This is a genomic window from Bordetella genomosp. 9 (genome assembly GCF_002119725.1).
In the GTDB taxonomy this organism is placed as follows: Bacteria; Pseudomonadota; Gammaproteobacteria; order Burkholderiales; family Burkholderiaceae_B; genus Bordetella_C.
Genome location: NZ_CP021109.1, coordinates 159,801 through 181,737, shown reverse-complemented (window position 1 = coordinate 181,737; position 21,937 = coordinate 159,801). Strand labels below are relative to the sequence as shown.

Genomic DNA, 21,937 nt, shown 5'->3' with positions numbered 1-21,937 from the left:
GGCATGCAAGACGGCCAGGTCGCCGGCCCTCCTGTCCGGAGGACATCATGCTTTTTCGTACCCGCACCTTGATCGTCGCATCGACCCTGGCCTTCTGCGCATCGGCCGCCCTGGCGCAAGACCCGCCCGCCAAATCGCAAACGCCCCAGCAGAAGCGCATGGCGGAATGCAGCGCCGCCAACAAAGGCAAACATGGCGATGAATACAAGTCGGCGATGAGCGCCTGCCTGAAGGGCGAAAAACCCGCCGCAACGCTGACGCCGCAGCAGCAGCGCATGAAGGACTGCAACGCGCAGGCAGGCAAGCAGTCGCTCAGCGGCGAAAAACGCAAAACGTTCATGAGCAGCTGCCTGAAGGGTACGAGCTGATCGCGCGGCGCTGCGGCCGCTGTTTCACGCGGCTTCCCGCGGCGCCTCGTCCATCAGCGCTTCGAACAGGCGTCCGTATGGCGACCTGGCCGGCCACAGCATGCCGAGCCTGCGCGCCAGCCGGCTGCCGCCCACGGGCACCGCGGCGACGCTGCGCGGCAGGCTCCCCGGCCGGTAGCAGTCCGGCACCAGCGACACTCCCAGCCCGCGTCCCACCAGGATCGCGATGCCGTCCGGAGAATCCATTTCGAAACGCTCGCGCGGCGTCAGGCCGCGCTGGCGCAGATACTGGTCCGCCAGCATGCCGCCCCAGGTCCGGCGGTCATAGCGCAGAAAGGGTTGCGCGGCGAGCAGCGCGTCGGGCTCGGTTTTCACCAGCCGCGCCGGCGCCAGCAGGATCAGCGGTTCCACGCGCATGGGCTGCCAGCGGAAGGATTTCGGCACCCGGAAAGGCGGTTCGACCAGCACCGCGGCGTCCAGCTTGCCGCTGGCCACTTGGTGATACAGCTCGTGCGAGGCGCCGATCTCCAGGCTGGCATCCAGGTCGGGATGCCGCTTGGCCAGCAGCGTCAGCCATTCGGGCAGCACGTTGGTCAATGCCGTGCGGATGGTCCCGATGCGCAATCCGCCTGGAAAGCCGTCGGCCAGCGTGGCGGCCTTCAGTTGCCGCAGCTCCCGCTGGAAATGCCCGGCCCGCGCCAGCAGGCGCGCGCCGCCTTCGGTAATGCGCACGAAGCGCCCGGATCGCGTGAAGAGCGGCAATCCGAACTCCCGTTCCAGCGACCGGATGCGCTGCGCAAGCGCGGTGGGCGTGATGTTCATGCGCCGGGCCGCTTCGGCCATCGACCCGCACTCGGCCACCATCACGAAACTGTCCAGGAACCGGGTGTCCATTGGCGCCTCCAGAATCCACTTTTTGTTGATTTTCAATATTCAAAAAACCAATTGTGCTTGAGCGTCGCGGGCACAACAATTCCCGTTTACGGCGCCTGTCTCGTGGACGCCCCGCCGTCACGCGCGCGGCGCCGGCCCCTTTCAGGCCAGCCCGCCTCCCGCCGCGGGTGCGCCGCCTCCTTTCCTGCCCATTCGGAGCGATACATGACCACACAACCGGCCCCCCTGGACCCGCGCATCGTCCAGGCCCTTTCTCAGGTGACCACCGCCACGCTCACAACCGTGCTGCTGAAAAAGGGGCTGCGCAACGTCTGGATCCGCGGCGCCGCCCCGCTGCGCGACGACAGCCCGCGCATCGTCGGCCGCGCCTTTACCCTGCGCTTCGTGCCCGCGCGCGAAGATCTGGCCACGCCGGCGTCCTGGGCTTCGCCCATTTCAACCCGCGCGGCCATCGAGGCCATGCCGCAAGGATGTGTGGCGGTGGTCGATGCCCTGGGCGTGACCGACGCCGGCATCTTCGGCGACATCCTGTGCGCGCGCATGCGCAAGCGCGGCGTAGCCGCGCTCGTCAGCGATGGCGTGGTGCGAGATCTTGCCGGCGTGCTGGGCACGGGCCTGCCCGTATGGTGCCGCGGCGCGGCGGCGCCGCCCTCGGTGGCCGGGCTGACCTTCGTGGGCTGGCAGGAACCGGTCAGCTGCGGCGGCGTGGCCGTCTTCCCCAACGATGTCATCGTGCTGGACGCGGACGGCGCCGTGCTGATTCCCGACGCCATGCTGGAAGAAGTGGTGCAGGCCGCGGTCGAACAGGAGCAGCAGGAAGCCTGGATCATGGAACAGGTGGAAGGCGGTGCGCAGCTGCCCGGCCTCTATCCGCCCAACGCCGAAAACCAGGCGCGCTATCAGGCCTGGCGCGCGCAGCGCAACGGCGGGAGCAAGGCCTGACGCGCCGGCGCATGGCGTCCCCGCCGTGCGGACAAACATAACGAGACCCTATGGAGACAACCATGCATCATCCGACGCTGACCCGCCGCCAGGCGCTGGCCGGCCTGATCGCTGCGGGCCTCGCGCCGCTGGCGCGCGCCGTCCACGCCGAAGACGCCTACCCATCCCGTCCGACGACACTGATGGTTGGATTTTCGGCGGGCGGAGCGGTCGACCTGGTGGCGCGGCAGATGGGCGAAAGTCTGGGCAAGCAATTCGGACAGACCTATGTCATCGAAAACCGGCCCGGCGCCACCGGCACCATCGCGGCGGAAGCGGTGGCCCGCGCCAAGCCGGACGGCTACACGCTGCTGCTCGGCACGCAATCGACGATGGTGGTCGCGCCCAGCCTGTATCCCGGCCTGCGCTTCGATCCGCTGAAGGACTTCGTTCCGATATCGCTGATCGCCTCCGTCCCGCTGGTGCTGGTCGTCAACCCCGCGCTGCCCCTGAAGACGGTGAAAGACGTCATCCAGTACGCGCGCGAGAAAAAGGGCGATCTGGTCTACGCCTCGTCAGGCCTGGGCGGACCGCAGCATGTCTCCATGGAACTGTTCTGCGCGATGGCAGGCGTGAAGATGGTGCACGTGCCGTACAAGGGCGAGGCGAACGCCATCTCCGATCTACTGGGCAACCAGGTTCCACTGATGTTCAGCAATCTGCCCACGCTTCTGCCTCACATTCGCGCCGGCAAGCTTCGCGCCATCGCCGTATCGAGCCTGCAGCGCGCCGATAGCGCGCCGGAGATTCCCACCGTTGCCGAATCGGGCCTGCCCGGTTTCGAAGCCCTGACCTGGTTCGGCCTGTACGGGCCCGCCGGGACGCCGCAAGCCGCGGTGGCGCGGCTGGAGCAGGGCGTGCGCGCGGGCCTGCAGGATCCCGGCCTGCGCGCCAAACTGCATGACCAGGGCATGACGCTGGTTGGCAGCGGCAGCAGCGCCTTCCGCGAGTACATGGTGGCGGAAAGCAGGAAATGGGGCGACCTGATCCAAAAGGCCGGCATCAAGCCGGAATAAGCGAGCCGGCGCCTTTCCGGCAATCACCATGCAACACGAAGCACCCCCAACCATGAATGCCCCCGATCCGCAGGCCCGCCTGGCGCCACCCGTCATCCCGCAAACGCCCACCGCACGCCCCGCCGTGCCGCGCCGCCTGCGGCGGGTGTTGTGCCTGGACGACTTCGAGGCGCTCGCGCGGCGCCGCCTGCCCCGGCCCGTCTACGGCTACATGGCCGGCTATGCCGAAAGCGGCGCCGCCTTCGACGACAATCGCGCGGCGTTCGGCGACTACGCGTTTCTTCCACAGGTCATGGTCGACGTCTCCCGCCGCAGCACCGCCGTGCGCCTGTTCGGCCAGGATTACGCCGCGCCTTTCGGGTTCGCGCCGCTGGGCCTGACGGCGCTGTCGACGTATCGCGGCGACCTGGTCATGGCGCGTGCGGCCGCCCAGGCGCGCCTGCCGATGATCATGAGCGGATCGTCCCTGATCCGGCTGGAGGAAGTCGCCGAAGCGCATCCTGGCGCCTGGTTCCAGGCTTATCTGCCGGGCGATCGCGCCGCCATCGTCAAGCTGATCGATCGCGTGGCGCGCACGAATTTCGAGACCATGGTCGTCACGGTCGATACGCCGGTGCCGCCCAACACCGAGAACACGGCGCGCAGCGGTTTCTCCGCGCCCCTGCGCCCCAGCCTGGGCCTGCTGTGGCAGGGCCTGACGCATCCGCGCTGGACCTTCGGCGCATTCCTGCGCACGATGGCCCAGCACGGCATGCCGCACTTCGAGAACAACTACGCGACGCGCGGCGCGCCTATCCTGTCGCCCTCCGTGCTGCGCGATTTTTCGGAACGCGGGCATCTGAACTGGGATGACCTGCGCGCCATTCGCCGCCAGTGGCGCGGCCGCCTCATCGTGAAGGGGATCCTGCGGGCCGACGACGCGCGCACCGCGCGCGATGCGGGCGCCGACGGCATCATCGTTTCCAACCATGGCGGCCGCCAGCTGGACGGCGCGATCGCGCCGCTGCGCGCCTTGCCCGCCATCGTGCAGGCATGCCCGGACATTCCCGTGATGCTGGACGGCGGCGTGCGCCGGGGCACCGACATTCTGAAGGCCATGGCGCTGGGCGCGAAAATGGTTTTCGTTGGGCGCCCCTTCGGCTACGCCGCGGCGGCAGCGGGACCGGAAGGGCTGCGACACGCCATCGGCTTGCTGACGCGGGAAGTCTCACGCGACATGGCCATGCTGGGCATTACCGACCTGACGCAGCTGGACGCCCGCCGCCACCTGGTCGCCCGCACCGCGCCGGCGCCTTACCCCTCCAGCGCGACCGCGTCCTCGCCGGCGGGGACGGCGGCATAGGGGGCGAGCGCACCGTCGCGCGGCGCGAAACGCGCGCGATACTGTTGCGGCGTAATGCGCAGGCGCCTGAGAAACACCCGACGCAGATTCTGTTCGGTGCCATGGCCGGTATCGGCCGCAATGCGTTTCAGCGGCGCGTGGCTTTCCTCCAGCGCGCGGCAGGCCGCCTCGAACCGCATGGATTCGACCGTCCTGGCCGGCGTGCGGCCCACCGCGGCCGCGTACGCCCGGGCGAAAGTGCGCGCCGACATGCCCGCACGCTCGGCCAGGCGCGCCACGCGCAGGTCGTCGCGCAGATGCGCCGCCATCCAGGCATGCAATTCGGCAAAGCCGGATGCGCCGCAATCGTGCTGCGCATTCAGCGGAATGCTGAACTGCGACTGGCCGCCGGGGCGCTTGATGAATACAACCAATTCCCGCGCAACGGCCAGGGCGATCCGGTGTCCCAGGTCGGCCTCCACAAGCGCCAGCGTCAAATCGATGCCGGCCGTTACCCCCGCGGACGTCCATACGCGGCCCTGCCGGATGAAAATAGGATCGGCATCCACCGTCAGGGCGGGATACATGGCCTGCAGCCGCGCCGCCCACTTCCAGTGCGTGGTCACTCGCAGACCATCCAGCACGCCGGCCTCGGCCAGAATGAAGGCGCCGGTGCAGACGGAGCAGACGCGCCGCACGCGGCCGGCGTGCCGGTTCACCCAGCGCACCAGCCCCGGCAATGCCGCCGGACGATCGTCGGGACTGCCGCCGGGCACGATCAGGGTATCGATGGAAGCCGCGGCCAGGGCCGAAATGGGCCGCGTCGACACTGACAGACCGGCGCCGCTCGCCACGGCGCCGCCGTGTTCCGAAGCCACGATTACCTCATACGGACGCTCGCGCCAGTGCCCGGAGGCCAGTGCCTGCCGGTTCGCGGTTTCGAACGTCTGTACCGGACCGGCGACGTCCAGAAGATTGCCGCCGGGGTAGCTCAGTACGACGACCCGCCGGCCGGCGCGCGGCGATATGGCGTCCTCCCCGCCTTGCTCTTGCGGTTGCATGTCGGCCTCGCTTTTCATTGTTTGGTCCGCATCAGGCTGCGGCGCAAGGCGCCTGCAAGCGCCTCGCGTCGAGGTGCCACCATAGCGTCATGACCGCGGCCAGCGCAATGACCGGCAGCATGGCGGCATTCAGCGCGAACCAGCCCAGGCGCTCCAGCGCCGGTCCGGCGGCCAGGGTGGCGCAGGCGGTGGCGACATAGCGCAATAGCTCCGCGCAGCCTTGCGTGGCGGCGCGCTCGGACGGACGGTAAGCGCGCGCAAGCAGGGTGGTGCCGCCCACGAACATGAAATTCCAGCCCACGCCCAGCGCGAAGAGCGATACGTGAAACGCCGCCAGACCGGTGGATGCCATTGCCGCCACGGCGCTCAGGACGTTCAGCGCCATGCCGGCATAGAGCACCGGCGCCAGCCCGATGCGCGCAATCAGAGCGCCGGCGAAGAAAGAGGGCGCATACATGCCCACCAGATGCCATTGGATGATGCCGGCGCCCTGCTCCATGCTGTGCGAACAGGCCACCGCCGCCAGTGGCGCGGCCGTCATCACCGCCATCATGGACACCGAGCCCACCACATTGTTGGCCGCGGCGGCGACGAAGACCGGCTGCCGCACGATCTCGCCGAGCGGCCGCGCCGTTTCCGGCATTGCGGCCTGCGACGACCCATCCTTCCGGGCGGCGGCGGGCGCTTCCCGCAGGCCCGCCAGCAGGATCAGCGCCGACAGGCCTCCCAGCACGGCCACCATCAGGTAGGCGCCCGCAAACAGCACCGGCTGGAACAGGTCCTTGCTCCACGACGCCAGGGCGGGGCCGGCAACGGCCGCGATCACGCCGCCGGCAAGCACCAGCGAGATGGCCCGGCCCTTGGCGTTGTCGGGCACGGCGTCGGCGGCGGCCAGCCGGTAGTACTGGGCGAAGGACTGGAATACGCCCACCGCGGCGGTGCCCGCGCAAAAGACCCAGAAATTGGCGTGGAACACCGCCCACACGGAAACCAGTCCGCCCATCGCGCCCGTCAGCGCGCCCAGCACGAATCCGGCGCGCCGTCCCCAGCGTTGCAGCAGGAAAGAAGCAAACCAGGTCGTGACGGCGCCCGACACCGTGATCAAGGCGAAAGGCAGCGTGGCAAGCGCCTTGTCCGGCGCCAGCTGATAGCCGGTCAGTCCGGTCAGCGTCAGGTCGATGGAGATTGCACAGGTGTACAGGCCCTGGCAGATGGCCAGGACGGCGGCGTTGCGGCGCCCTTGATCGAGAAATGCGGACATCGTGCGGGTCGGTGCATGGGCGGGCCGCCACCATGGCGACCCTGCCATCGCAGCGTATCGGCAAGCCCCGCTGCGCGGGTGACAACGAACCGTCAATTCCTGCCAGGAAAGCCCACCCCCGAAGCGCTCCGCGCTTCCCCCTCGAGGGGGCGCGCCTGCGGACCGGCGGAGCCGGATCCGCGGCGCCCCGGGGGGACTTGCCTCGCATGAAAGAGGAGGGTCGGTCGCGGCGCTGGAGGGTTTGAGGTGGGGGCGTTTTGATGCGCTCGACAAAGGCGAGAGGCACTTGTATGCTTCTACGTACAAGTACACAGGAGACATCATGCAGCCCACCCGCCGCGCCTTTGCGCTGGCCGCCGCTCTCGCCCTGGGCGCCGTGGCCTTGCCTGCCTTTTCCCAGTCCGGTCCCATCAAACTCGTCGTGGGTGCGCCGCCCGGCGGCACGACCGATACGGTCGCGCGCAACATCGGCGCCAGCATGAGCAAGCGGCTCAAACGCAGCGTCATCGTCGAAAACCGTCCGGGCGCGGGCGGCAATATCGCCGCGGATTACGTGGCCAAGAGCGCTGCGGACGGCAACACCCTGCTGGTCAGCTTCAACAGCTTCTCGATCAACGCCACGCTGTACAAGAACCTGCCGTTCGATCCGCGCAAGGACTTCACGCCCATCAGCATGCTGGCCAGCGTGCCCAGCGTGCTGGTCGCGCGCAAGGATTTTCCGGCGTCCAACATGGCGGACTTCATCAAGCTTGCCAAGGCCAATCCCGGCAAGTACACGATGGCGCTGGGCGGCATCGGCTCGTCCCTGCACATGGCCGGCGAACGGATGAAGATGATGGCCGGCCTGGAGATCGTCAACGTGCCGTACAAAGGCACCACGCCCGCGGTGACGGATCTGCTGGGCGGACAGGTCGACATGATGTTCGGCAGCACGCTCAACGTGATGCCGCACGTCAAGAGCGGGGCCTTGAAAGCGCTGGGCGTCACGAGCGCCAGACCGCTCGAATCTCTGCCCGGGGTCCCGCCCATCGGCGACACGATCAAGGGCTTCGAATCCAACGCCTGGTTCGCGCTGTTCGGCCCCGCCAACCTGCCCGCGGATACACTGGCGACGCTGAACGACGCCGCCCGCAAGGCGGTGGCTGCCCCCGAGTTCCGGAGACTGCTCGAACAGGAGTCGGCGCAGGCGGTCAGCAGCACGCCGGACGAATTGAAGAAATTCGTCAGCGAGGACATCGACCGCTACGCGGAAGTGGTGAAGTTCACTGGCGCCACGGTCGAGTGATCCCTTCCCGTCAACGTCCACGCATTCCGATGGCATGAACAGTCCCCTGCCGCTTTACCACAAGGTTTATCTGCTTTTGCGCCAGCGCCTGCTGGATGGCGTTTACGACGCCGACGTCCCTTTGCCGGGCGAGCACGGGCTGGCGGAAGAGTTCGGCGTCTCGCGCCTGACCGTCCGCCGCGCGCTCGAGACACTGACGGAAGAGGGGCTGATCTGGCGGCGCCAGGGGCGCGGCACCTTCGCCCAGGCCCGCGCGGACGCATCCGGCGGCCCTCATGGCGCCGGCATCGACGCGCTCGTCGCGCATCTGGAGCGCATGGGGATGCAGACGCAGGTGCAGCTGCTGGAGCTTTCCGTGGAGCCGGCGCCGGCCGCGGTGGCCGAGCGCCTTGGCGTGGCGCCCGGCGCGCCCGTGCACCGGTCCATCCGCGTCAGAAGCCATCAGGGCGAGCCGTTCTCCTATCTGAAGACTTATGTGCCCGACGCGATCGGCCGGCGCATTCCACGCAAGGCGCTGGCGAGCAAGCCGCTGCTGCAGATCTTCGGCGAACTGGGGGTGCGCGTGTCGGGCGCCGAACAGAGCATGACCGCGGTGCTGGCGGACCCGCCCGCCGCCGAGGCGCTGGGCGTGCCCATCGCCTCGGCGCTGTTGAACATCAAGCGCCTGGTCCGGGACGCCGCCGGCCAGCCGGTGGAGTTCCTGGATGCCCGCTATCGCCCGGACCGTTTCGAGTATCGGCTGGACATGGCGGCGCACGAGACGGCCGGCACGCCGGTGTGGCTGCCAGCCGGCCGGGCCGCCTCCTGAGCCGGCCATGATCCGGCGGGAACGCCCCCCGCAACCCTGTAGAGGTTTCCATGCCTGCCCAAACCTTGGCCCAGAAGCTGCTCGCCGCCGCCAGCGGCCGCGCCAGCGTAGCGCCCGGCGACATCGTGACGTGCCGGGTCGATCTCGCGATGTTCCACGATTCCAGCGGCCCGCGCCGCCTCAAGCCCATGCTCGAGGCGCTGGGCACCGGCATCTGGGACCGCGATAAGGTCGTGCTGGTCATGGATCACTACGTGCCGGAGGCAGACGACGAATCGCGCAGGATCGTGCGCATCGCGCGGGAATGGGCGGCCGAACAAGCCTTGCCGCACGTCTATGACTCGATGGGGATCTGCCACGTGGTCGTGCCCGAGCACGGCCACATCCGTCCCGGCATGCTCTGCGTCGGCGGCGACTCGCACTCGCCGACCGGCGGGGCCTTCGGCGCCTACATGTTCGGCGTGGGCAGCACCGAGATGCTGGGCGTGGTGGCCAGCGGCGAGATCTGGGTGCGCGTGCCCGAAACGCTGATGATGCAGTGGGATGGCGTGCTGTCGCCCGGCGTCACCGCCAAGGACATGATGCTGCACATGATCGGCCGGTTCGGGATGAACGGCGGCCGCTACCAGGCCATGGAGTTCTGCGGCGAAGCGGTGCGCGCGCTGTCCATGCAGGAACGCATGACGCTGTCGAACATGTCGGCGGAAATCGGCTCGCAAGTGGGCCTGGTCGCGCCCGACGAGAAAACCGTGGCCTGGCTGGAGGCGGCCGGCGTTCCGGGCGTCGATATCGCGCCCTGGCATTCGGACGCCGGCGCCTGCGCCGAACGCTATCGCTTCGACGCGGCGTCCCTGGCCCCGCACGTCGCGGCGCCGCACAGCCCCGCCAATTCGCGCCCCGTCGGCGACTACGGCCGCACCGCCATGCAGGTGGCGTACATCGGCGCCTGCACCGGCGCCAAGCTGGAGGACCTGCGCGCCGCCGCGCGGGTGCTGAAGGGCCGCCGCGTCGCCGCGGGCGTGTCTTTGATGGTCGCGCCCGCGAGCGCGCGCGACCAGCGCCAGGCCGAAAGCGAAGGGGTCATGGCTGCGCTGGTGGAGGCCGGGGCGACCGTACTGCCGAATTCCTGCGGCGCCTGTTCGGGCTACGGCGGTTCGATACCGGAAGGCGCCAACGTCATCGCAACAACGGCGCGCAACTTCAAAGGCCGCATGGGGCCGCGCACCGCCGAGGTCTACCTGGCCTCGCCCTATACCGTCGCGGCCGCCGCGGTGGCGGGCCACATTGTCGATCCTCGGGAGATGCTGCAATGACGCGCGATCCGCAAACCTCGCATCGGGTCTGGCGGCTGGGCGCCGACGTCGATACCGATCAACTGGCCCCCGGCGCCTACATGAAGTACGGCATCGACGAGATCGCGCGCCACTGCCTGGAACGCGTGCGGCCCGACTTTGCCGGTGGGGTGCAGCCTGGGGACGTCATCGTTGCCGGCCCCAACTTCGGCATCGGTTCTTCACGCGAACAGGCCGCGCAGGCCCTGGTGACGCTGGGCCTGCGCGCCGTCATCGCGCCAAGCTTCAGCGGCCTCTACTTTCGCAACGCGTTCAATGTCGGCTTGCTGCTGCTGACCTGCCCCCAGGCCGAACGCATCCAGGAAGGCGAGCGCATCCGCATCGATCTATTGGGGGACCGCATCATCACGGGCGATGGCGCGGCCTTGCCCTGCGAACCCATCCCCGGCTTCCTGCGCGACATGGTGGACGCCGGCGGCTTGTTGAATCTGCTCAAGCGCCGTCTGGCCGACGGCACGCTGAAACCCAATCCGATGAGAGCATGAGATGCCGAATTCCCTGAAACAGAAGCTCGCCGCCGGCCATACCGTGCTCGCGCCCGGTGTCTACGACGCCTTGTCCGCGCTGATCGCCGAGCAGTCGGGCTTCGATGCGCTGTACCTGTCCGGCGCCTCCATCGCGTACACGCGTCTGGGCCGCTCCGATGTCGGCCTTACCACCTATACCGAAGTCGAGCAGACGCTTGCCCGCATCACCGAACGCGTCTCGTGCCCGGTCATTGTGGACGGCGACACCGGCTTCGGCAACGCGCTGAACGTGCAGCGCACGGTGCGCGGCTTCGAGCGCGCGGGCGCGGCGATGATCCAGCTGGAGGACCAGGGCTTTCCGAAACGATGCGGGCACCTCGCGGGCAAGAACGTGGTTCCGGCCGCCGAGATGTGCGGCAAGCTGCGCGCCGCGCTGGACGCGCGCGGCAGCGCCGACACCTTGATCCTGGCGCGCACCGACGCGCTTGCCGTGGAAGGCCTGGATGCCGCGCTGGACCGCGCGGAGCAATACCTGGAATGCGGCGTGGATGCGATCTTCGTCGAGGCCCTGCGCACCGACGCGCAAATGGAAACGGCCTGCCGCCGTTTCGCCGGCCGCGTGCCGCTGCTGGCGAACATGGTGGAAGGCGGGATGACGCCGGTGAAGAGCGCGCGCGAATTGGCCGCCAAGGGGTTCGCCATCGTCATCTTCCCCGGCGGGACGGCGCGCGCCGTCTCTCACATGCTGCAACGCTACTACGGCAGCCTGCACGAGCACGGCACCACGGCGCCGTGGCGCGAAAGCATGCTGGACTTCGATCAGCTCAACGCGCTGATCGGCACGCCCGAACTGCTGGCCTTGGGCCAGCGCTACGAGCACCAGTCATGAAGCGCGCCGATGCCCTGCTGCTGCGGGCTCGCCGCCACGGCCTGCCCTGACGCGACCGGCGTGCACGCTCAGGCGCGTTCGTCGATCAGGTCGACGCGGTCCGGATAAAAAGCGAGATAACCCGCGATTCGCGCCATCGCGGGGTGCGGCTGCTCATAGCTCCACGCCGCGTTGACGGACCGCTCTCCGCCCTCCGGAATGCTGTAGTAGGCGCAATCGCCCTTGTAGGGACAATAGGTCGCGTGGCCGGTGCGCTGCAATCGCGACATATCGACATCCTCGCGCGGAATGTATTGCACGGGCGGGTAGTTCGCCTCGCGCAACGTCAATGCGCCTCGCGTATCCGCGATCACCTGCCCCGCGATCGATACGACGACGCGATTCGGGTTGCCCTGTATCGAAATGGGATGATCGGGGCCGGGGACTTTGATCGGTTTCATAAACGCTCCCATCGGTCGCCAGACCGCGATATCGCGGCGCCTGGCGCAAGGTGAGGTCCGTTGCGGACGCATGGAAGGCCGGCGTCGTTTGCATGAAGTTTGACGACTGCCCGCCCGGATTAAGCGTAAAAAAATCTTAGCGTGCCGGAGAAGGCGCGCGCGATGGCGCGGCCGGTACGGGGGTGGACGAGCGGCACAGGGCCGAAACATTGCCTTGCAATTTAAGCGCAATGCAGTTGTACCGCCTGTTTCATGTGGATACCCTGTCCTTCCCAGGCCGGACCTATACGCGCGTTCTGCGTGCATCGTACGGCCGGCCGGCGCCTCCTGCGGCGAATTCCATGACAACAACAGGAGATTCGATGGCAATATCAAAAGCCACACCTCAGCCCCCCAAGCACGTACTGAACCGCGCCATCGCCGCCTCCGCGATCGGCAACGCCACGGAATGGTTCGACTACGGCATCTACGCTTACGGCGTGTCCTATATTTCCGCGGCCTTCTTTCCCGGCGATACGCAACAGGCCACGTTGTTCGCACTGGCCACGTTCGCCATCTCGTTCCTGGTGCGGCCTTTCGGCGGCCTGTTCTGGGGTCCTCTGGGCGACAAGCTGGGCCGCAAGACGATTCTTGCGCTGACCATCCTGCTCATGTCGGGCGCCACCGTCGCGATCGGCTTGATTCCACCCTACGAGCACATCGGATTCTGGGCGCCGCTGCTGCTGGTCCTGCTGCGCATGGTCCAGGGCTTCTCCACCGGCGGCGAATACGGCGGTGCGGCCACATTCATGGCGGAGTACGCGCCGGACAAGCAGCGCGGTTTCTGCGGCAGCTTCCTTGAACTGGGGACCTTGGGCGGCTTCTCGCTGGGCGCGCTGCTGATGCTTGGATTCTCCATCGGCCTGGACGATGCCGCCATGCATGCGTGGGGGTGGCGCATCCCGTTCTTTCTTGCCCTGCCCATGGGCATGATCGGCCTTTACCTGCGCTCGCGCTTGAAAGAGACGCCCGTCTTCCAGGAAGCGGAGGCGGCCCTGAACGACGCCGAAGAACAGGAGCACAAGGGCAGCGTCAAAGACGTGGTCACCGATTACAAGCGCCAGGTCCTGTCGCTGGGCGGATTGGTGGTGGCGCTGAACGTGGTGAACTACACGCTGCTCAGTTTCGCGCCGACGTACTTCGCCAACCAGCTGGGCCTGAGCACGCAGGAGGCGCTGATCGTTCCCATCATCGGCATGCTGTTCATGATGGTTTTCCTGCCCTTCATCGGGCGTCTGTCTGACCGCGTGGGCCGCAAGCCCGTATGGTGGGCATCGCTGATCGGGCTTTTCGTGCTTGCCATCCCCATGTTCCACCTGATGGCGACCGGCCTGGCCGGGGCCATCGTGGGCTACGCCGTGCTGGGATTGCTCTACGTGCCGCAGCTGGCGACGATCTCGGCCACGTTCCCCGCCATGTTCCCCACGCACGTGCGGTTTGCCGGTTTCGCCATCGCGTACAACGTTTCCACGTCGCTTTTCGGCGGCACGGCGCCGGCCGTCAACGAATGGCTGATCGCGCGCACCGGCAGCAGCATGGTGCCGGCGTACTACATGATGGCGGCGTGCCTGGTGGGCGCGTGGGCCCTGCGGCACGTAGTGGAAACGGCCGGGCATTCGCTGCGCGGTTCGAAAATTCCAGGCACGCGCGCATCCCTGCAGGAGCTGCGGCGCATGGACGCGCAGGAAGCCGGCGGCGATTGATGTGACGCGCGCGGCGGCAAGCCGCCGCCCCGATTCACGACACCGCGTGGCACTTCCGAGCAGGCGGGGCAGGTATCGGCCAAGCCATAGGGTGCCATCCGGCCTGCTGTTCCCCATCCGGCCACGGCTATACCATTAGGCGGAAGCGGGGCTTCGCGCGCTCAGCATGCGGAAGATGCGCATGCCGGAACCGCGCGATCGCGTCCAACGCGCCAGCGGAGATCCCGCGGGCGCCACTTCTCCTGGGAGACAGCCATGTCGCATCCAACGGACCACCCCCACCTGATGGGCCAAGCATGGTGGGTATTGGTCATCCGCGGAATCGTGGGCATTCTGTTCGGCGTGCTGGCCCTGATGTGGCCGGCCCTGACGCTTCTGCTTCTGGTCTCGCTGTTCGCCGCGTATGCGCTGCTCAGCGGTATCGCCGCAATCGCCGGCGCGTGGCGCGCCCGAAGGGGCGGACAACCCATGCGCGACGGGTGGCTGATCGTGCTGCTGGGCCTTGTCGCCATCGCGTCGGGCGTGATCGCGATTGTCTGGCCGGCGATTACTGCGTTGGCCTTGATCCTCATCATGGGCGTGAATGCCATCGTCGCAGGCGTCCTGGACATCGCGCTGGCGGTCCGGCACCGTACGGTCGTGCGCAACACCTGGCTCATGGTGCTCGCCGGCATCGTCTCCATCCTGTTCGGCGTGGTCGCCATCGCGGTCCCCGGCGCGGGCGCAATGGCGCTGGTCTGGCTGATCAGCTTTTACGCCATCGTCACCGGCGTGCTGCTGCTGGCGATGGGCATCCAGGCCCGGCGCGGCGGCCCGCGGCCGTTCGATCACGCCGCGGCCTGAAAACCGCCGGCCGCCGTCAGGGCAGGTTCAGCTGCCACGACACCTTGTAGCGGTCGTTCACCCAGGTGAAGCGGCGGCTGAAGCCGTAATTGTCGGGCGCCATCAGGATGTGGCCGTCTTCGCTCAGCGCAGCGGCCAGCCGCTCGAATTCGCTTTCCGACGCGCACTCCACGAAAAGCGAAATGGCCGGCGTGAAATCGAAGTCGTGGCGCACCGGGCTGTTGAAGCAGACGATCCGCTGTCCCGCGATGCGCAGCACCGCGGTCATCACGGAACCTTCCGGGCCGGCCTGTCCGGCTTCGTAGTGCTTGATCTGCTCGACCTCGCCATCGGGAAACAGCGAGACATAGAAGTTCATCGCCGCTTCCGCCTCGCCGTTCTGGAACATCAGAAATGGGGTGATCTGGGTCGCCATGCCGGGTCCTCCTGTCGTGTCGTCCAGTCCCCGGTGTCGCCAGGGACGGAATCTGTGGAAAAGCGCAGCGGCGGCAGGGACGGCGCCGGTTACTGCGAAACGGGAACGGCGCCTGGGCTGTCTTGCGCCGGGGGATTGTTCGTTCCGCCATCGGGCGCCGCAGCGGCGGGGGCGTTGGGCGCCGGCGCAGTGCTCTCGGCAGCGGGTGCGGCGGCGCCGGCGCCAGTGCCGCGACTGGCGCCACTGCCAGGATTCGCCCCACTGCCGGCATTCGCGCCGCCGCCAGCATTCGCGCTGCTGCCGGGGCTGGCGCCTGTCGCCGCCTCCGCTGCCGGTGCGGCGCCCGACTGTGCCGGGCCTGCGCCGGGCTTTTCCGGCGCGGCGCCGGCCGCCGGTGATCTGCCGTCAGCCTTGGCTTGCTGCGCCGGCGTCTTGCCCTCGCGCGCCGCCTCCGCGCTCTTGGGCAGGTAACGCTGCAGCAGGTCGAAAAACCCGGCGTAGAACGCCGAGTCGGCAATCGTCTGGCTGCTGATCTTGGCCAGCGAATCGTCCGAGGATCCGAAAGGCATCGAGACCGAGCCCAGCACAGTCAGACCCACGCCAGCCGAACTGCTGACCTTCTTCACCGTATAGCGGTCCTGCACCGCATTGACGAACACGGTCGTGGTGGGCGCCTCCTGCCCGTCGGACGCGCACACGATGTGAAAGGAAATGACCTGGTGCTTGTCGTCTTCGTCCTGGAAGTTCTTCTGTCCATCGACGCTATCCGTGCGCGCCTTGTCGATGGTATAGCCCTGGCTCAGCAGCGCGCGCCGCGCCGCTTCGCACGTTGCGGCGTCGGATGCCGGAAAGCTGCGGGAATAGGTGTCCGTTTCCTTGAACGATTCCGGATAGGCGGGCTTGCGCGAACCCGAGCATCCCGCCAGCACGGCAACGGCCAGGACAGCGGCCAGCCACCGGCCTTCCGAAAGCCGGCCAGGACCGGCACGCCGCTCGGGACGGCCGTCGGCGGATTCGCGCCGCCGCTGCGACGACGGCATTTGCGCATCGCGTTTGTGAAAAGACATACGTGCCATCAGTGCTTCGCCAACGTCAGGTAAACAGGCCAGGCCCGGCGCCGCGGGCCGGCCGCATGCACGCCAGGGACGACAGAACATTATGCCGGAAGCCGCAAGACGCCGATGAGGCTGCGCCATGCATGCAGCCGCGCGCAAGGGCACAGCGCTTGCGATGCGGGCGGCCGACTTCCAGGGGACGCCCCATGCTCGATTGCGAAGCGATATACCGCAAGTGTCCCGATCCCTGGCGGGTGCGCACGGACTGGTACGAGCGGCGCAAGCGCGGCCTGCTCATCGGTTCTCTGACGCAACCCCGTTATGGCCGCGCCCTGGAGCTGGCATGCGGCAACGGCGCCATGACGTGCGTTCTGGCTCAGCGGTGCGACGACCTGATAGCGGCCGACGCGGCGCCCACGGCCGTGCTGTTGACGGAGCAGGCCGTGCGGGAAGAAGGCTTGGCCAACGTGCGCGTCGCCGTGGCGCGAGTGCCGGCGCAATGGCCGGCGCAAGAGGATGCCGGCCTGGACCTGATCGTCGTATCGGAACTGGCCTACTACCTGGCTCCGCACGATCTCGCGCAGCTGCTGGCGCAATGCGCGGCTTCGCTGAACCAGGGCGGGGAATGGGTCATGTGCCATTTCGTCAAAGACTTCCCGGAACGGACGCGATCCACGCGGGACATCCATGCCGACGTGGATCGTATCCCCGGGCTCGCCAAGGTGGTCAGCCATCAAGACGAACTGTTCCAGCTGGACGTCTGGCGCAAGCAGACGTCCTGACACCGGTCATTCCACCGTCACGCTCTTTGCCAGATTGCGCGGCTTGTCCACGTCCGTTCCGCGTGCGCATGCCGTGTGATAGGCCAGCAGCTGCAGCGGCACCGTATGCAGGATGGGCGACAGCTTCCCGTAGTGTTCCGGCATCCGGATCACGTGCGTGCCGTTGCCGCTGGCGATGCGGCTGTCGGCGTCCGCGAAGACATACAGCTCGCCGCCGCGCGCGCGCACTTCCTGCATGTTGGACTTCAGCTTCTCCAGCAGCGTATCGTTGGGCGCGATCGTGACCACCGGCATCTGCTCGGTCACCAGGGCCAGCGGGCCGTGCTTCAACTCGCCGGCCGGGTACGCCTCGGCGTGGATGTAGCTGATCTCCTTCAGCTTCAACGCGCCTTCCAGGGCAATCGGGTAATGCAGACCGCGCCCCAGGAACAGCGCGTTTTCCTTGTTCGCGAAGCGTTCCGCCCAGCCGATGATCTGCGGTTCGAGCGCCAGCACGGAGCCGATGGCCACCGGCAGGTGACGCAAGGCCTTGATGTGGTCGGCCTCTTGTTCGTCCGTCAGACGGCCATGCGTCTGCGCCAGCGCCAGCGTCAGCATGAACAGCGCCGTGAGCTGCGTCGTGAACGCCTTGGTCGATGCCACGCCGATTTCGACGCCGGCGCGCGTGATGAAGGCCAGCTTGCATTCGCGCACCATCGCGCTGGTCGCTACGTTGCAGATCGTCAGCGTGTTTTCCATGCCCAGGCTGCGCGCATGCTTGAGCGCGGCAAGCGTGTCGGCGGTTTCACCCGACTGCGAGATGGTTACCACCAGCGTGCGCGGATTCGGCACGCTGTCGCGATACCGGTACTCGCTGGCGATCTCCACGGCCACCGGTATCTTGGCCAGGGACTCGATCCAGTATTTCGCCGTCAGGCCGGCGTAGTAGCTCGTGCCGCAGGCCAGGATCAGCACCGATTCCGTATCCTTGAAGACGCGATACGCGCCATCGCCAAACAGTTCCGGCGTGATCGTCTCGATGTCCTGCAAGGTATCGCCCACCGCGCGCGGCTGCTCGAAAATCTCCTTCTGCATGAAGTGCCGGTACGGGCCCAGCTCGGCCGCGCCGGTGTGAACCTGCACGGTATTGACCTTGCGATCGACGGCACGGCCCTGTTCATCCACGATCCACACCCGCGTCAATTGCAGGTCGACCACGTCGCCGTCTTCCAGATAGATGATGCGATCGGTGGTCCCGGCCAGGGCGAGCGCGTCCGAGGCCAGGAAGTTTTCGTTCTCCCCCAGGCCCACGACCAGCGGCGAACCTTGCCGCGCGCCGACGACGCGATGCGGTTCATCGCGGCAGAAAACGGCGATGGCGTACGCGCCCGTCAGCCGGCGCACGGCCTGTTGCACGGCGTCGAAGAGGTCGCCGGCGTACAGGTGATTGACCAGATGCGCGATGACTTCCGTATCGGTCTGGCTTTCGAAAACGTAGCCGGCGGCCTGCAGCTCGGCGCGCAGCTCATCATGGTTTTCGATGATGCCGTTGTGGACGAGCGCGATGCGCGGAGCGTCCTTGCCGAAGCTGGAAAAATGGGGGTGCGCGTTATGCGTGGCCGGCGCGCCATGGGTCGCCCAGCGCGTGTGAGAAATGCCGGTAAAGCCCGCCAGCTTGTCGCGCTGGATTTGCTCGCACAGCTCGGCCACGCGTTCGGTGCTGCGGGTGCGCCGCAGCTCGCCGTCCGCGTAAACCGCCACGCCGCAGGAGTCGTAGCCCCGGTATTCCAGCCGCCGCAGGCCCTCGACCAGGATGGGGGTGATGTCGCGCTGAGCGACGGCGCCAACAATGCCGCACATGGGAAAGCTCCAAAATGGACTGGGAACGAGGGGATTGTGCGGCGGCTGGAAAGAAATCGGATTTCTTTTTATGGCCGCTGGTGAATCAAAAGTCCACCAAGAAGACCTGTTGAAGTAATATTTCTCTACGACTACTGTAATGAACGGATATTGCGATGCGAACCGAGCCCGACGTATTGGCCGAGCTGGATGACCTGGACCGCCGCATCCTGGACCAGCTCCAGTCCGACGCCGCGCTGACGAACCAGGAGCTTGCCCAGCGCGTACATGCCTCCCCGCCCACCTGCCTGCGGCGCGTGCGGCGTCTCACGGAAATGGGCGTCATCGAGAAACAGGTGGCGATCCTGAACGCGGCGAAGCTGGGCAGCGCCTTGACGGCGCTGATCGAAATCACGCTGGATGTACAGGCGGCCGAGCGGCTGGACGAATTCGAGGCGCGGATGCAGGCAGAACCCGCCATCCTGCAGTGCTACCGGGTATCGCCCGGCCCCGATTTCCTGCTGGTGGCGCAGGTCAGGGACATGCCGGCCTATCACGCCTTGGTGCACCGCGCGTTCACAGCGCAGGCCAACGTACGCAACGTGCGCACGTTCTTCTCGGTACACCGGGCGAAGTTCGAGACGCGGATCCGCATCGATTGACCGGCCCATGCGAGCGGCCGCCGCTCGCATCCCAGGCTCAGGCCCCGAGGCCGCGCATCTCGCCGCGTTCGCGCAGCAAGCGCTCGAATTGTGCGAGATACCGGTCGCCCATGGCGCGCACGTCGTGCTCTGCCCGCACGTAGTCGTAGGCGCGTTGCGTTACGGCTTCGCGCAGCGGCGCATCGTCGAGCAGGCGCGCCATGCCCTGCGCCAGGGCGTGGTGATCTTCCACGGGGCACAGGATGCCGCGGCCATCGGCCAGGCTTTCCTTCAATCCGCCCGCGTCCGTGGAAACCACCGGCACGCGATGCAGGAAGGCGTCGAACACGCTGCTGCCCAGCGCTTCTTCGCGCGAACTCATGGCGAACACGTCCATCGCCGCGTAGAAATCTTCGACGCCCTGCCGAAACCCCGCGAACAGGTAGATGGATTCCAGGCCGAGTTCCGTCACCAGCGCGCGGGCCTGGGCTTCGTTGTTCCCGCCCGCGCCGAAATGCACGAAGATGAAATCCACGCGCGTCTTCGCCAGCTCGGCCACCGCCCGGATCATGGTCAGCGGATCCTTGTCATGGATCAGCGCCGCCGAGGTAGCGATGATTTTCTTGCCGGGCCGCTTGAATTCCGACGACAGCCGGGCCAGATTCGCCGTATCGACGGGCGCGGGCAGCACCGCGCTGCGGATGATCACCGGCTCGATGCCCAGCCGGCGCGGCTCGCGCGCCGCCATCTCGCTGATGGCGACGAACAGGTCCACACGGCGCCACTTGCCGCCGGTCTTCCATTCCTCGTCCGGCTTCACCACGAAAGACGTGCGGCGCGAAAAGGCCACCGGCCGCCCGTGCAGCGCCTTGGTCAGTACGGCCCACGTGACCGTGTTTGCCGTCTGCGCGTGAATGACGTCGTAGCGGCGCCCGCTGGCGGCCAGAAAGGCGATCTGCGCCGGCACGTGCCTGACGGCGTGAACCTTGAATCCTTGCTCGGCAGCACGCCGGGCCAGGGGGCCGCCGGCGCGCGCCAGGAGTTCCACCTCGTGGCCGGCGTCGCGAAAGGCCAGCATGCAGTACAGCGTCTGCCTTTCGCCGCCGCGCCAGCCCTTTTCGAAGTTGAGCTGCAGAATCCTCATGCGCGCCCGATGCCCTCGTAATCGAAGCCCATCGCCTTCAGGTCGCCCGCGTTGTACTGGTTGCGGCCGTCCAGGATGACGGGCGCCTTGAGCAGATCCCGGATCCGTTCGAAGTCCGGCGCACGGAAGGCTTTCCATTCCGTGACCAGCAGCAGTCCGTCCGCGCCTTCGGCGGCCTTGTACATGTCCGGCACGAACTCGACCTGCGCATTGCCCGCCAGCACTTTTTTCGCTTCCTGCATGGCAACGGGATCATAGGCGCGCACGCGCGCGCCGCGGCGCGTCAATTCCGCGATCAGCGTCAGGCTGGGCGCTTCGCGCATATCGTCGGTGTTGGGCTTGAAGGCCAGGCCCCACAAGGCGAACACGCGTCCGCTCAGGTCCTCGCCGAAGCGGCGGACCACCTTGTCCGACAGCCGGAACTTCTGCGCCTCGTTGGCGCTTTCGACGGCTTGAATGACGCGCATGGGCAGTCCGTGTTCGTCCGCGGTGCGGATCAGCGCCTGCACGTCCTTGGGAAAGCAGGACCCGCCATACCCCGCGCCGGGATACAGGAATTGATAACCGATGCGAGGGTCCGCGCCGATGCCGCGCCGCACCTGTTCGATGTCCGCCCCCAGCACTTCGGCCAGATTCGCCATCTCGTTCATGAAGGAAATACGCGTGGCGAGCATCGCGTTGGCGGCGTATTTGGTCAGTTCGGCGGATCGCACGTCCATCACCATCAGGCGGTCGTGCGTGCGCTGGAAGGGCTCGTAGATACGGCGCATCACGCCGATGGTGTAGTCGTCGTCGGCGCCCACGATGACGCGGTCCGGGCTCATGAAATCCTGGATGGCGGCGCCTTCCTTCAGGAACTCGGGATTCGACGCCACACTGAAGGGCAAATCCACCCCGCGCTGGGCCAGCACTTCGGCAACCGCCTGGCGCACTTTGTCGGCGGTGCCGACCGGCACGGTCGATTTATCGACGATGATCTTGCGCGACGTCATGTGGCGGCCGATGTTGCGGGCCGCTTCCAGTACGTAGCGCAGGTCGGCGGACCCGTCTTCACCGGGCGGCGTGCCGACCGCGATGAATTGCACGTCGCCGTGCGCCACGCTTTGCGCCACGTCGTCCGTGAACTGCAGGCGGCCGGCCTGCGCATTGCGGCGCACCAGTTCTTCCAGGCCGGGCTCATAGATGGGAATGTCGCCCTGCTTCAGCCTGGCGACCTTGGCGGCGTCGACGTCCAGGCACATGACGTTGTTGCCCATCTCGGCCAGGCATGCGCCGGACACCAAACCGACATAGCCGGTACCGACCACGGTAATTTTCATTGCTGCTCGCCTTCCTAACGCGTCGGCCGCGCGGC

General features: G+C 67.3%; 22 protein-coding genes. 13 read left to right on the top strand and 9 right to left on the bottom strand.

What is annotated here, in order from left to right; genetic code table 11:
* Nucleotides 1-47: 47 nt before the first annotated feature.
* A complete protein-coding gene (locus CAL13_RS00845; RefSeq protein ID WP_086055812.1) occupies nucleotides 48-368 on the top strand; it encodes a PsiF family protein in 321 nt (106 codons plus the stop codon).
* Between the two features lie 24 nt (nucleotides 369-392).
* Here the strand turns inward: CAL13_RS00845 and CAL13_RS00840 are convergent, their stop codons facing one another.
* The gene (locus tag CAL13_RS00840) at nucleotides 393-1,262 is read right to left on the bottom strand and encodes a LysR family transcriptional regulator (protein ID WP_086071217.1); all 870 of its coding nucleotides are present in this window, start codon (nucleotides 1,260-1,262) and stop codon (nucleotides 393-395) included.
* Nucleotides 1,263-1,466: 204 nt separating this feature from the next.
* On the opposite strand from CAL13_RS00840, the gene CAL13_RS00835 reads away from it, so the two are divergent.
* The 3 genes from CAL13_RS00835 to CAL13_RS00825 all read left to right on the top strand — a co-directional run bounded on the left by CAL13_RS00835 (nucleotide 1,467) and on the right by CAL13_RS00825 (nucleotide 4,601).
* Nucleotides 1,467-2,204 carry a ribonuclease activity regulator RraA gene (locus CAL13_RS00835; RefSeq protein WP_086055811.1) on the top strand — a complete coding sequence of 246 codons (738 nt, stop codon included), beginning with the start codon at nucleotides 1,467-1,469 and terminating at the stop codon, nucleotides 2,202-2,204.
* Between the two features lie 62 nt (nucleotides 2,205-2,266).
* Nucleotides 2,267-3,259, top strand: coding sequence for a Bug family tripartite tricarboxylate transporter substrate binding protein (locus CAL13_RS00830; RefSeq protein ID WP_086071216.1), 993 nt, complete (start codon nucleotides 2,267-2,269; stop codon nucleotides 3,257-3,259).
* Nucleotides 3,260-3,311: 52 nt separating this feature from the next.
* A complete protein-coding gene (locus tag CAL13_RS00825) occupies nucleotides 3,312-4,601 on the top strand; it encodes an alpha-hydroxy acid oxidase (protein ID WP_198297697.1) in 1,290 nt (429 codons plus the stop codon).
* On the opposite strand, the gene CAL13_RS00820 is transcribed toward CAL13_RS00825, so the two are convergent.
* On the bottom strand, nucleotides 4,553-5,641 hold the full coding sequence (locus tag CAL13_RS00820) for a GlxA family transcriptional regulator (protein WP_086073451.1): 1,089 nt from the start codon (nucleotides 5,639-5,641) through the stop codon (nucleotides 4,553-4,555). The genes CAL13_RS00825 and CAL13_RS00820 overlap by 49 nt on opposite strands.
* Nucleotides 5,642-5,672: 31 nt before the next feature.
* Nucleotides 5,673-6,902, bottom strand: a complete 1,230-nt coding sequence (locus CAL13_RS00815; protein ID WP_086071215.1) for an MFS transporter — start codon at nucleotides 6,900-6,902, stop codon at nucleotides 5,673-5,675.
* 322 nt (nucleotides 6,903-7,224) lie between these two features.
* Here CAL13_RS00815 and CAL13_RS00810 point away from each other — a divergent pair, with 322 nt between their 5' ends.
* The 5 genes from CAL13_RS00810 to CAL13_RS00790 are packed head-to-tail and all read left to right on the top strand — an operon-like array spanning nucleotide 7,225 to nucleotide 11,703.
* Entirely contained in the window at nucleotides 7,225-8,187 is a 963-nt protein-coding gene (locus CAL13_RS00810; protein ID WP_086071214.1) for a tripartite tricarboxylate transporter substrate binding protein, read from the top strand.
* A 34-nt stretch (nucleotides 8,188-8,221) separates the two neighbouring features.
* Nucleotides 8,222-8,995: a GntR family transcriptional regulator gene (locus CAL13_RS00805; protein ID WP_086055806.1), complete on the top strand. Its 774-nt coding sequence runs from the start codon at nucleotides 8,222-8,224 to the stop codon at nucleotides 8,993-8,995.
* A gap of 50 nt (nucleotides 8,996-9,045) precedes the next feature.
* A complete protein-coding gene (locus tag CAL13_RS00800; RefSeq protein WP_086055805.1) occupies nucleotides 9,046-10,308 on the top strand; it encodes a 3-isopropylmalate dehydratase large subunit in 1,263 nt (420 codons plus the stop codon).
* A complete protein-coding gene (locus CAL13_RS00795) occupies nucleotides 10,305-10,832 on the top strand; it encodes a LeuD/DmdB family oxidoreductase small subunit (protein ID WP_086071213.1) in 528 nt (175 codons plus the stop codon). Before CAL13_RS00800 ends, CAL13_RS00795 begins: the two co-directional genes overlap by 4 nt.
* Before the next feature lies 1 nt (nucleotide 10,833).
* On the top strand, nucleotides 10,834-11,703 hold the full coding sequence (locus CAL13_RS00790; protein WP_086071212.1) for an isocitrate lyase/PEP mutase family protein: 870 nt from the start codon (nucleotides 10,834-10,836) through the stop codon (nucleotides 11,701-11,703).
* A 68-nt stretch (nucleotides 11,704-11,771) separates the two neighbouring features.
* Here the strand turns inward: CAL13_RS00790 and CAL13_RS00785 are convergent, their stop codons facing one another.
* Nucleotides 11,772-12,143: a DUF427 domain-containing protein gene (locus CAL13_RS00785; protein WP_086071211.1), complete on the bottom strand. Its 372-nt coding sequence runs from the start codon at nucleotides 12,141-12,143 to the stop codon at nucleotides 11,772-11,774.
* A gap of 362 nt (nucleotides 12,144-12,505) precedes the next feature.
* On the opposite strand from CAL13_RS00785, the gene CAL13_RS00780 reads away from it, so the two are divergent.
* Together CAL13_RS00780 and CAL13_RS00775 are read left to right on the top strand one after the other, a co-directional pair.
* On the top strand, nucleotides 12,506-13,885 hold the full coding sequence (locus CAL13_RS00780; protein ID WP_232467725.1) for an MFS transporter: 1,380 nt from the start codon (nucleotides 12,506-12,508) through the stop codon (nucleotides 13,883-13,885).
* Between the two features lie 255 nt (nucleotides 13,886-14,140).
* The gene (locus CAL13_RS00775) at nucleotides 14,141-14,728 is read left to right on the top strand and encodes an HdeD family acid-resistance protein (protein ID WP_086071210.1); all 588 of its coding nucleotides are present in this window, start codon (nucleotides 14,141-14,143) and stop codon (nucleotides 14,726-14,728) included.
* A 16-nt stretch (nucleotides 14,729-14,744) separates the two neighbouring features.
* Here CAL13_RS00775 and CAL13_RS00770 read toward each other — a convergent pair whose 3' ends face one another.
* Nucleotides 14,745-15,143, bottom strand: a complete 399-nt coding sequence (locus CAL13_RS00770; RefSeq protein WP_086055800.1) for a VOC family protein — start codon at nucleotides 15,141-15,143, stop codon at nucleotides 14,745-14,747.
* A gap of 89 nt (nucleotides 15,144-15,232) precedes the next feature.
* Nucleotides 15,233-16,339 carry a DUF2242 domain-containing protein gene (locus CAL13_RS00765; protein ID WP_232467724.1) on the bottom strand — a complete coding sequence of 369 codons (1,107 nt, stop codon included), beginning with the start codon at nucleotides 16,337-16,339 and terminating at the stop codon, nucleotides 15,233-15,235.
* Between the two features lie 65 nt (nucleotides 16,340-16,404).
* On the opposite strand from CAL13_RS00765, the gene CAL13_RS00760 reads away from it, so the two are divergent.
* The gene (locus tag CAL13_RS00760) at nucleotides 16,405-16,980 is read left to right on the top strand and encodes a class I SAM-dependent methyltransferase (protein WP_157664767.1); all 576 of its coding nucleotides are present in this window, start codon (nucleotides 16,405-16,407) and stop codon (nucleotides 16,978-16,980) included.
* A gap of 6 nt (nucleotides 16,981-16,986) precedes the next feature.
* Here CAL13_RS00760 and glmS read toward each other — a convergent pair whose 3' ends face one another.
* On the bottom strand, nucleotides 16,987-18,819 hold the full coding sequence (gene glmS, locus CAL13_RS00755) for a glutamine--fructose-6-phosphate transaminase (isomerizing) (RefSeq protein WP_086055798.1): 1,833 nt from the start codon (nucleotides 18,817-18,819) through the stop codon (nucleotides 16,987-16,989).
* Between the two features lie 155 nt (nucleotides 18,820-18,974).
* On the opposite strand from glmS, the gene CAL13_RS00750 reads away from it, so the two are divergent.
* Entirely contained in the window at nucleotides 18,975-19,460 is a 486-nt protein-coding gene (locus CAL13_RS00750; protein WP_086071208.1) for an Lrp/AsnC family transcriptional regulator, read from the top strand.
* A gap of 37 nt (nucleotides 19,461-19,497) precedes the next feature.
* Here the strand turns inward: CAL13_RS00750 and CAL13_RS00745 are convergent, their stop codons facing one another.
* Complete coding sequence (locus CAL13_RS00745) at nucleotides 19,498-20,583, bottom strand: glycosyltransferase family 4 protein (RefSeq protein ID WP_086055796.1); 1,086 nt, start codon at nucleotides 20,581-20,583, stop codon at nucleotides 19,498-19,500.
* A complete protein-coding gene (locus CAL13_RS00740; protein WP_086071207.1) occupies nucleotides 20,580-21,902 on the bottom strand; it encodes a UDP-glucose dehydrogenase family protein in 1,323 nt (440 codons plus the stop codon). The genes CAL13_RS00745 and CAL13_RS00740 overlap by 4 nt, the downstream gene beginning before the upstream one ends.
* Nucleotides 21,903-21,937 lie beyond the last annotated feature (35 nt).

Bases quoted from the DNA above. Each gene is read 5' to 3' on its own strand.
- CAL13_RS00745 (WP_086055796.1), bottom strand. From the start codon at position 20,583: ATGAGGATTCTGCAGCTCAACTTCGAAAAGGGCTGGCGCGGCGGCGAA.
- CAL13_RS00740 (WP_086071207.1), bottom strand. From the start codon at position 21,902: ATGAAAATTACCGTGGTCGGTACCGGCTATGTCGGTTTGGTGTCCGGC.
- CAL13_RS00845 (WP_086055812.1), top strand. From the start codon at position 48: ATGCTTTTTCGTACCCGCACCTTGATCGTCGCATCGACCCTGGCCTTC.
- CAL13_RS00795 (WP_086071213.1), top strand. From the start codon at position 10,305: ATGACGCGCGATCCGCAAACCTCGCATCGGGTCTGGCGGCTGGGCGCC.
- CAL13_RS00790 (WP_086071212.1), top strand. From the start codon at position 10,834: ATGCCGAATTCCCTGAAACAGAAGCTCGCCGCCGGCCATACCGTGCTC.
- CAL13_RS00780 (WP_232467725.1), top strand. From the start codon at position 12,506: ATGGCAATATCAAAAGCCACACCTCAGCCCCCCAAGCACGTACTGAAC.
- CAL13_RS00800 (WP_086055805.1), top strand. From the start codon at position 9,046: ATGCCTGCCCAAACCTTGGCCCAGAAGCTGCTCGCCGCCGCCAGCGGC.
- CAL13_RS00765 (WP_232467724.1), bottom strand. From the start codon at position 16,339: ATGGCGCAGCCTCATCGGCGTCTTGCGGCTTCCGGCATAATGTTCTGT.
- CAL13_RS00775 (WP_086071210.1), top strand. From the start codon at position 14,141: ATGTCGCATCCAACGGACCACCCCCACCTGATGGGCCAAGCATGGTGG.
- CAL13_RS00830 (WP_086071216.1), top strand. From the start codon at position 2,267: ATGCATCATCCGACGCTGACCCGCCGCCAGGCGCTGGCCGGCCTGATC.
- CAL13_RS00835 (WP_086055811.1), top strand. From the start codon at position 1,467: ATGACCACACAACCGGCCCCCCTGGACCCGCGCATCGTCCAGGCCCTT.
- CAL13_RS00825 (WP_198297697.1), top strand. From the start codon at position 3,312: ATGAATGCCCCCGATCCGCAGGCCCGCCTGGCGCCACCCGTCATCCCG.
- CAL13_RS00770 (WP_086055800.1), bottom strand. From the start codon at position 15,143: ATGGCGACCCAGATCACCCCATTTCTGATGTTCCAGAACGGCGAGGCG.
- glmS (WP_086055798.1), bottom strand. From the start codon at position 18,819: ATGTGCGGCATTGTTGGCGCCGTCGCTCAGCGCGACATCACCCCCATC.
- CAL13_RS00760 (WP_157664767.1), top strand. From the start codon at position 16,405: ATGCTCGATTGCGAAGCGATATACCGCAAGTGTCCCGATCCCTGGCGG.
- CAL13_RS00820 (WP_086073451.1), bottom strand. From the start codon at position 5,641: ATGCAACCGCAAGAGCAAGGCGGGGAGGACGCCATATCGCCGCGCGCC.
- CAL13_RS00805 (WP_086055806.1), top strand. From the start codon at position 8,222: ATGAACAGTCCCCTGCCGCTTTACCACAAGGTTTATCTGCTTTTGCGC.
- CAL13_RS00750 (WP_086071208.1), top strand. From the start codon at position 18,975: ATGCGAACCGAGCCCGACGTATTGGCCGAGCTGGATGACCTGGACCGC.
- CAL13_RS00810 (WP_086071214.1), top strand. From the start codon at position 7,225: ATGCAGCCCACCCGCCGCGCCTTTGCGCTGGCCGCCGCTCTCGCCCTG.
- CAL13_RS00785 (WP_086071211.1), bottom strand. From the start codon at position 12,143: ATGAAACCGATCAAAGTCCCCGGCCCCGATCATCCCATTTCGATACAG.
- CAL13_RS00815 (WP_086071215.1), bottom strand. From the start codon at position 6,902: ATGTCCGCATTTCTCGATCAAGGGCGCCGCAACGCCGCCGTCCTGGCC.
- CAL13_RS00840 (WP_086071217.1), bottom strand. From the start codon at position 1,262: ATGGACACCCGGTTCCTGGACAGTTTCGTGATGGTGGCCGAGTGCGGG.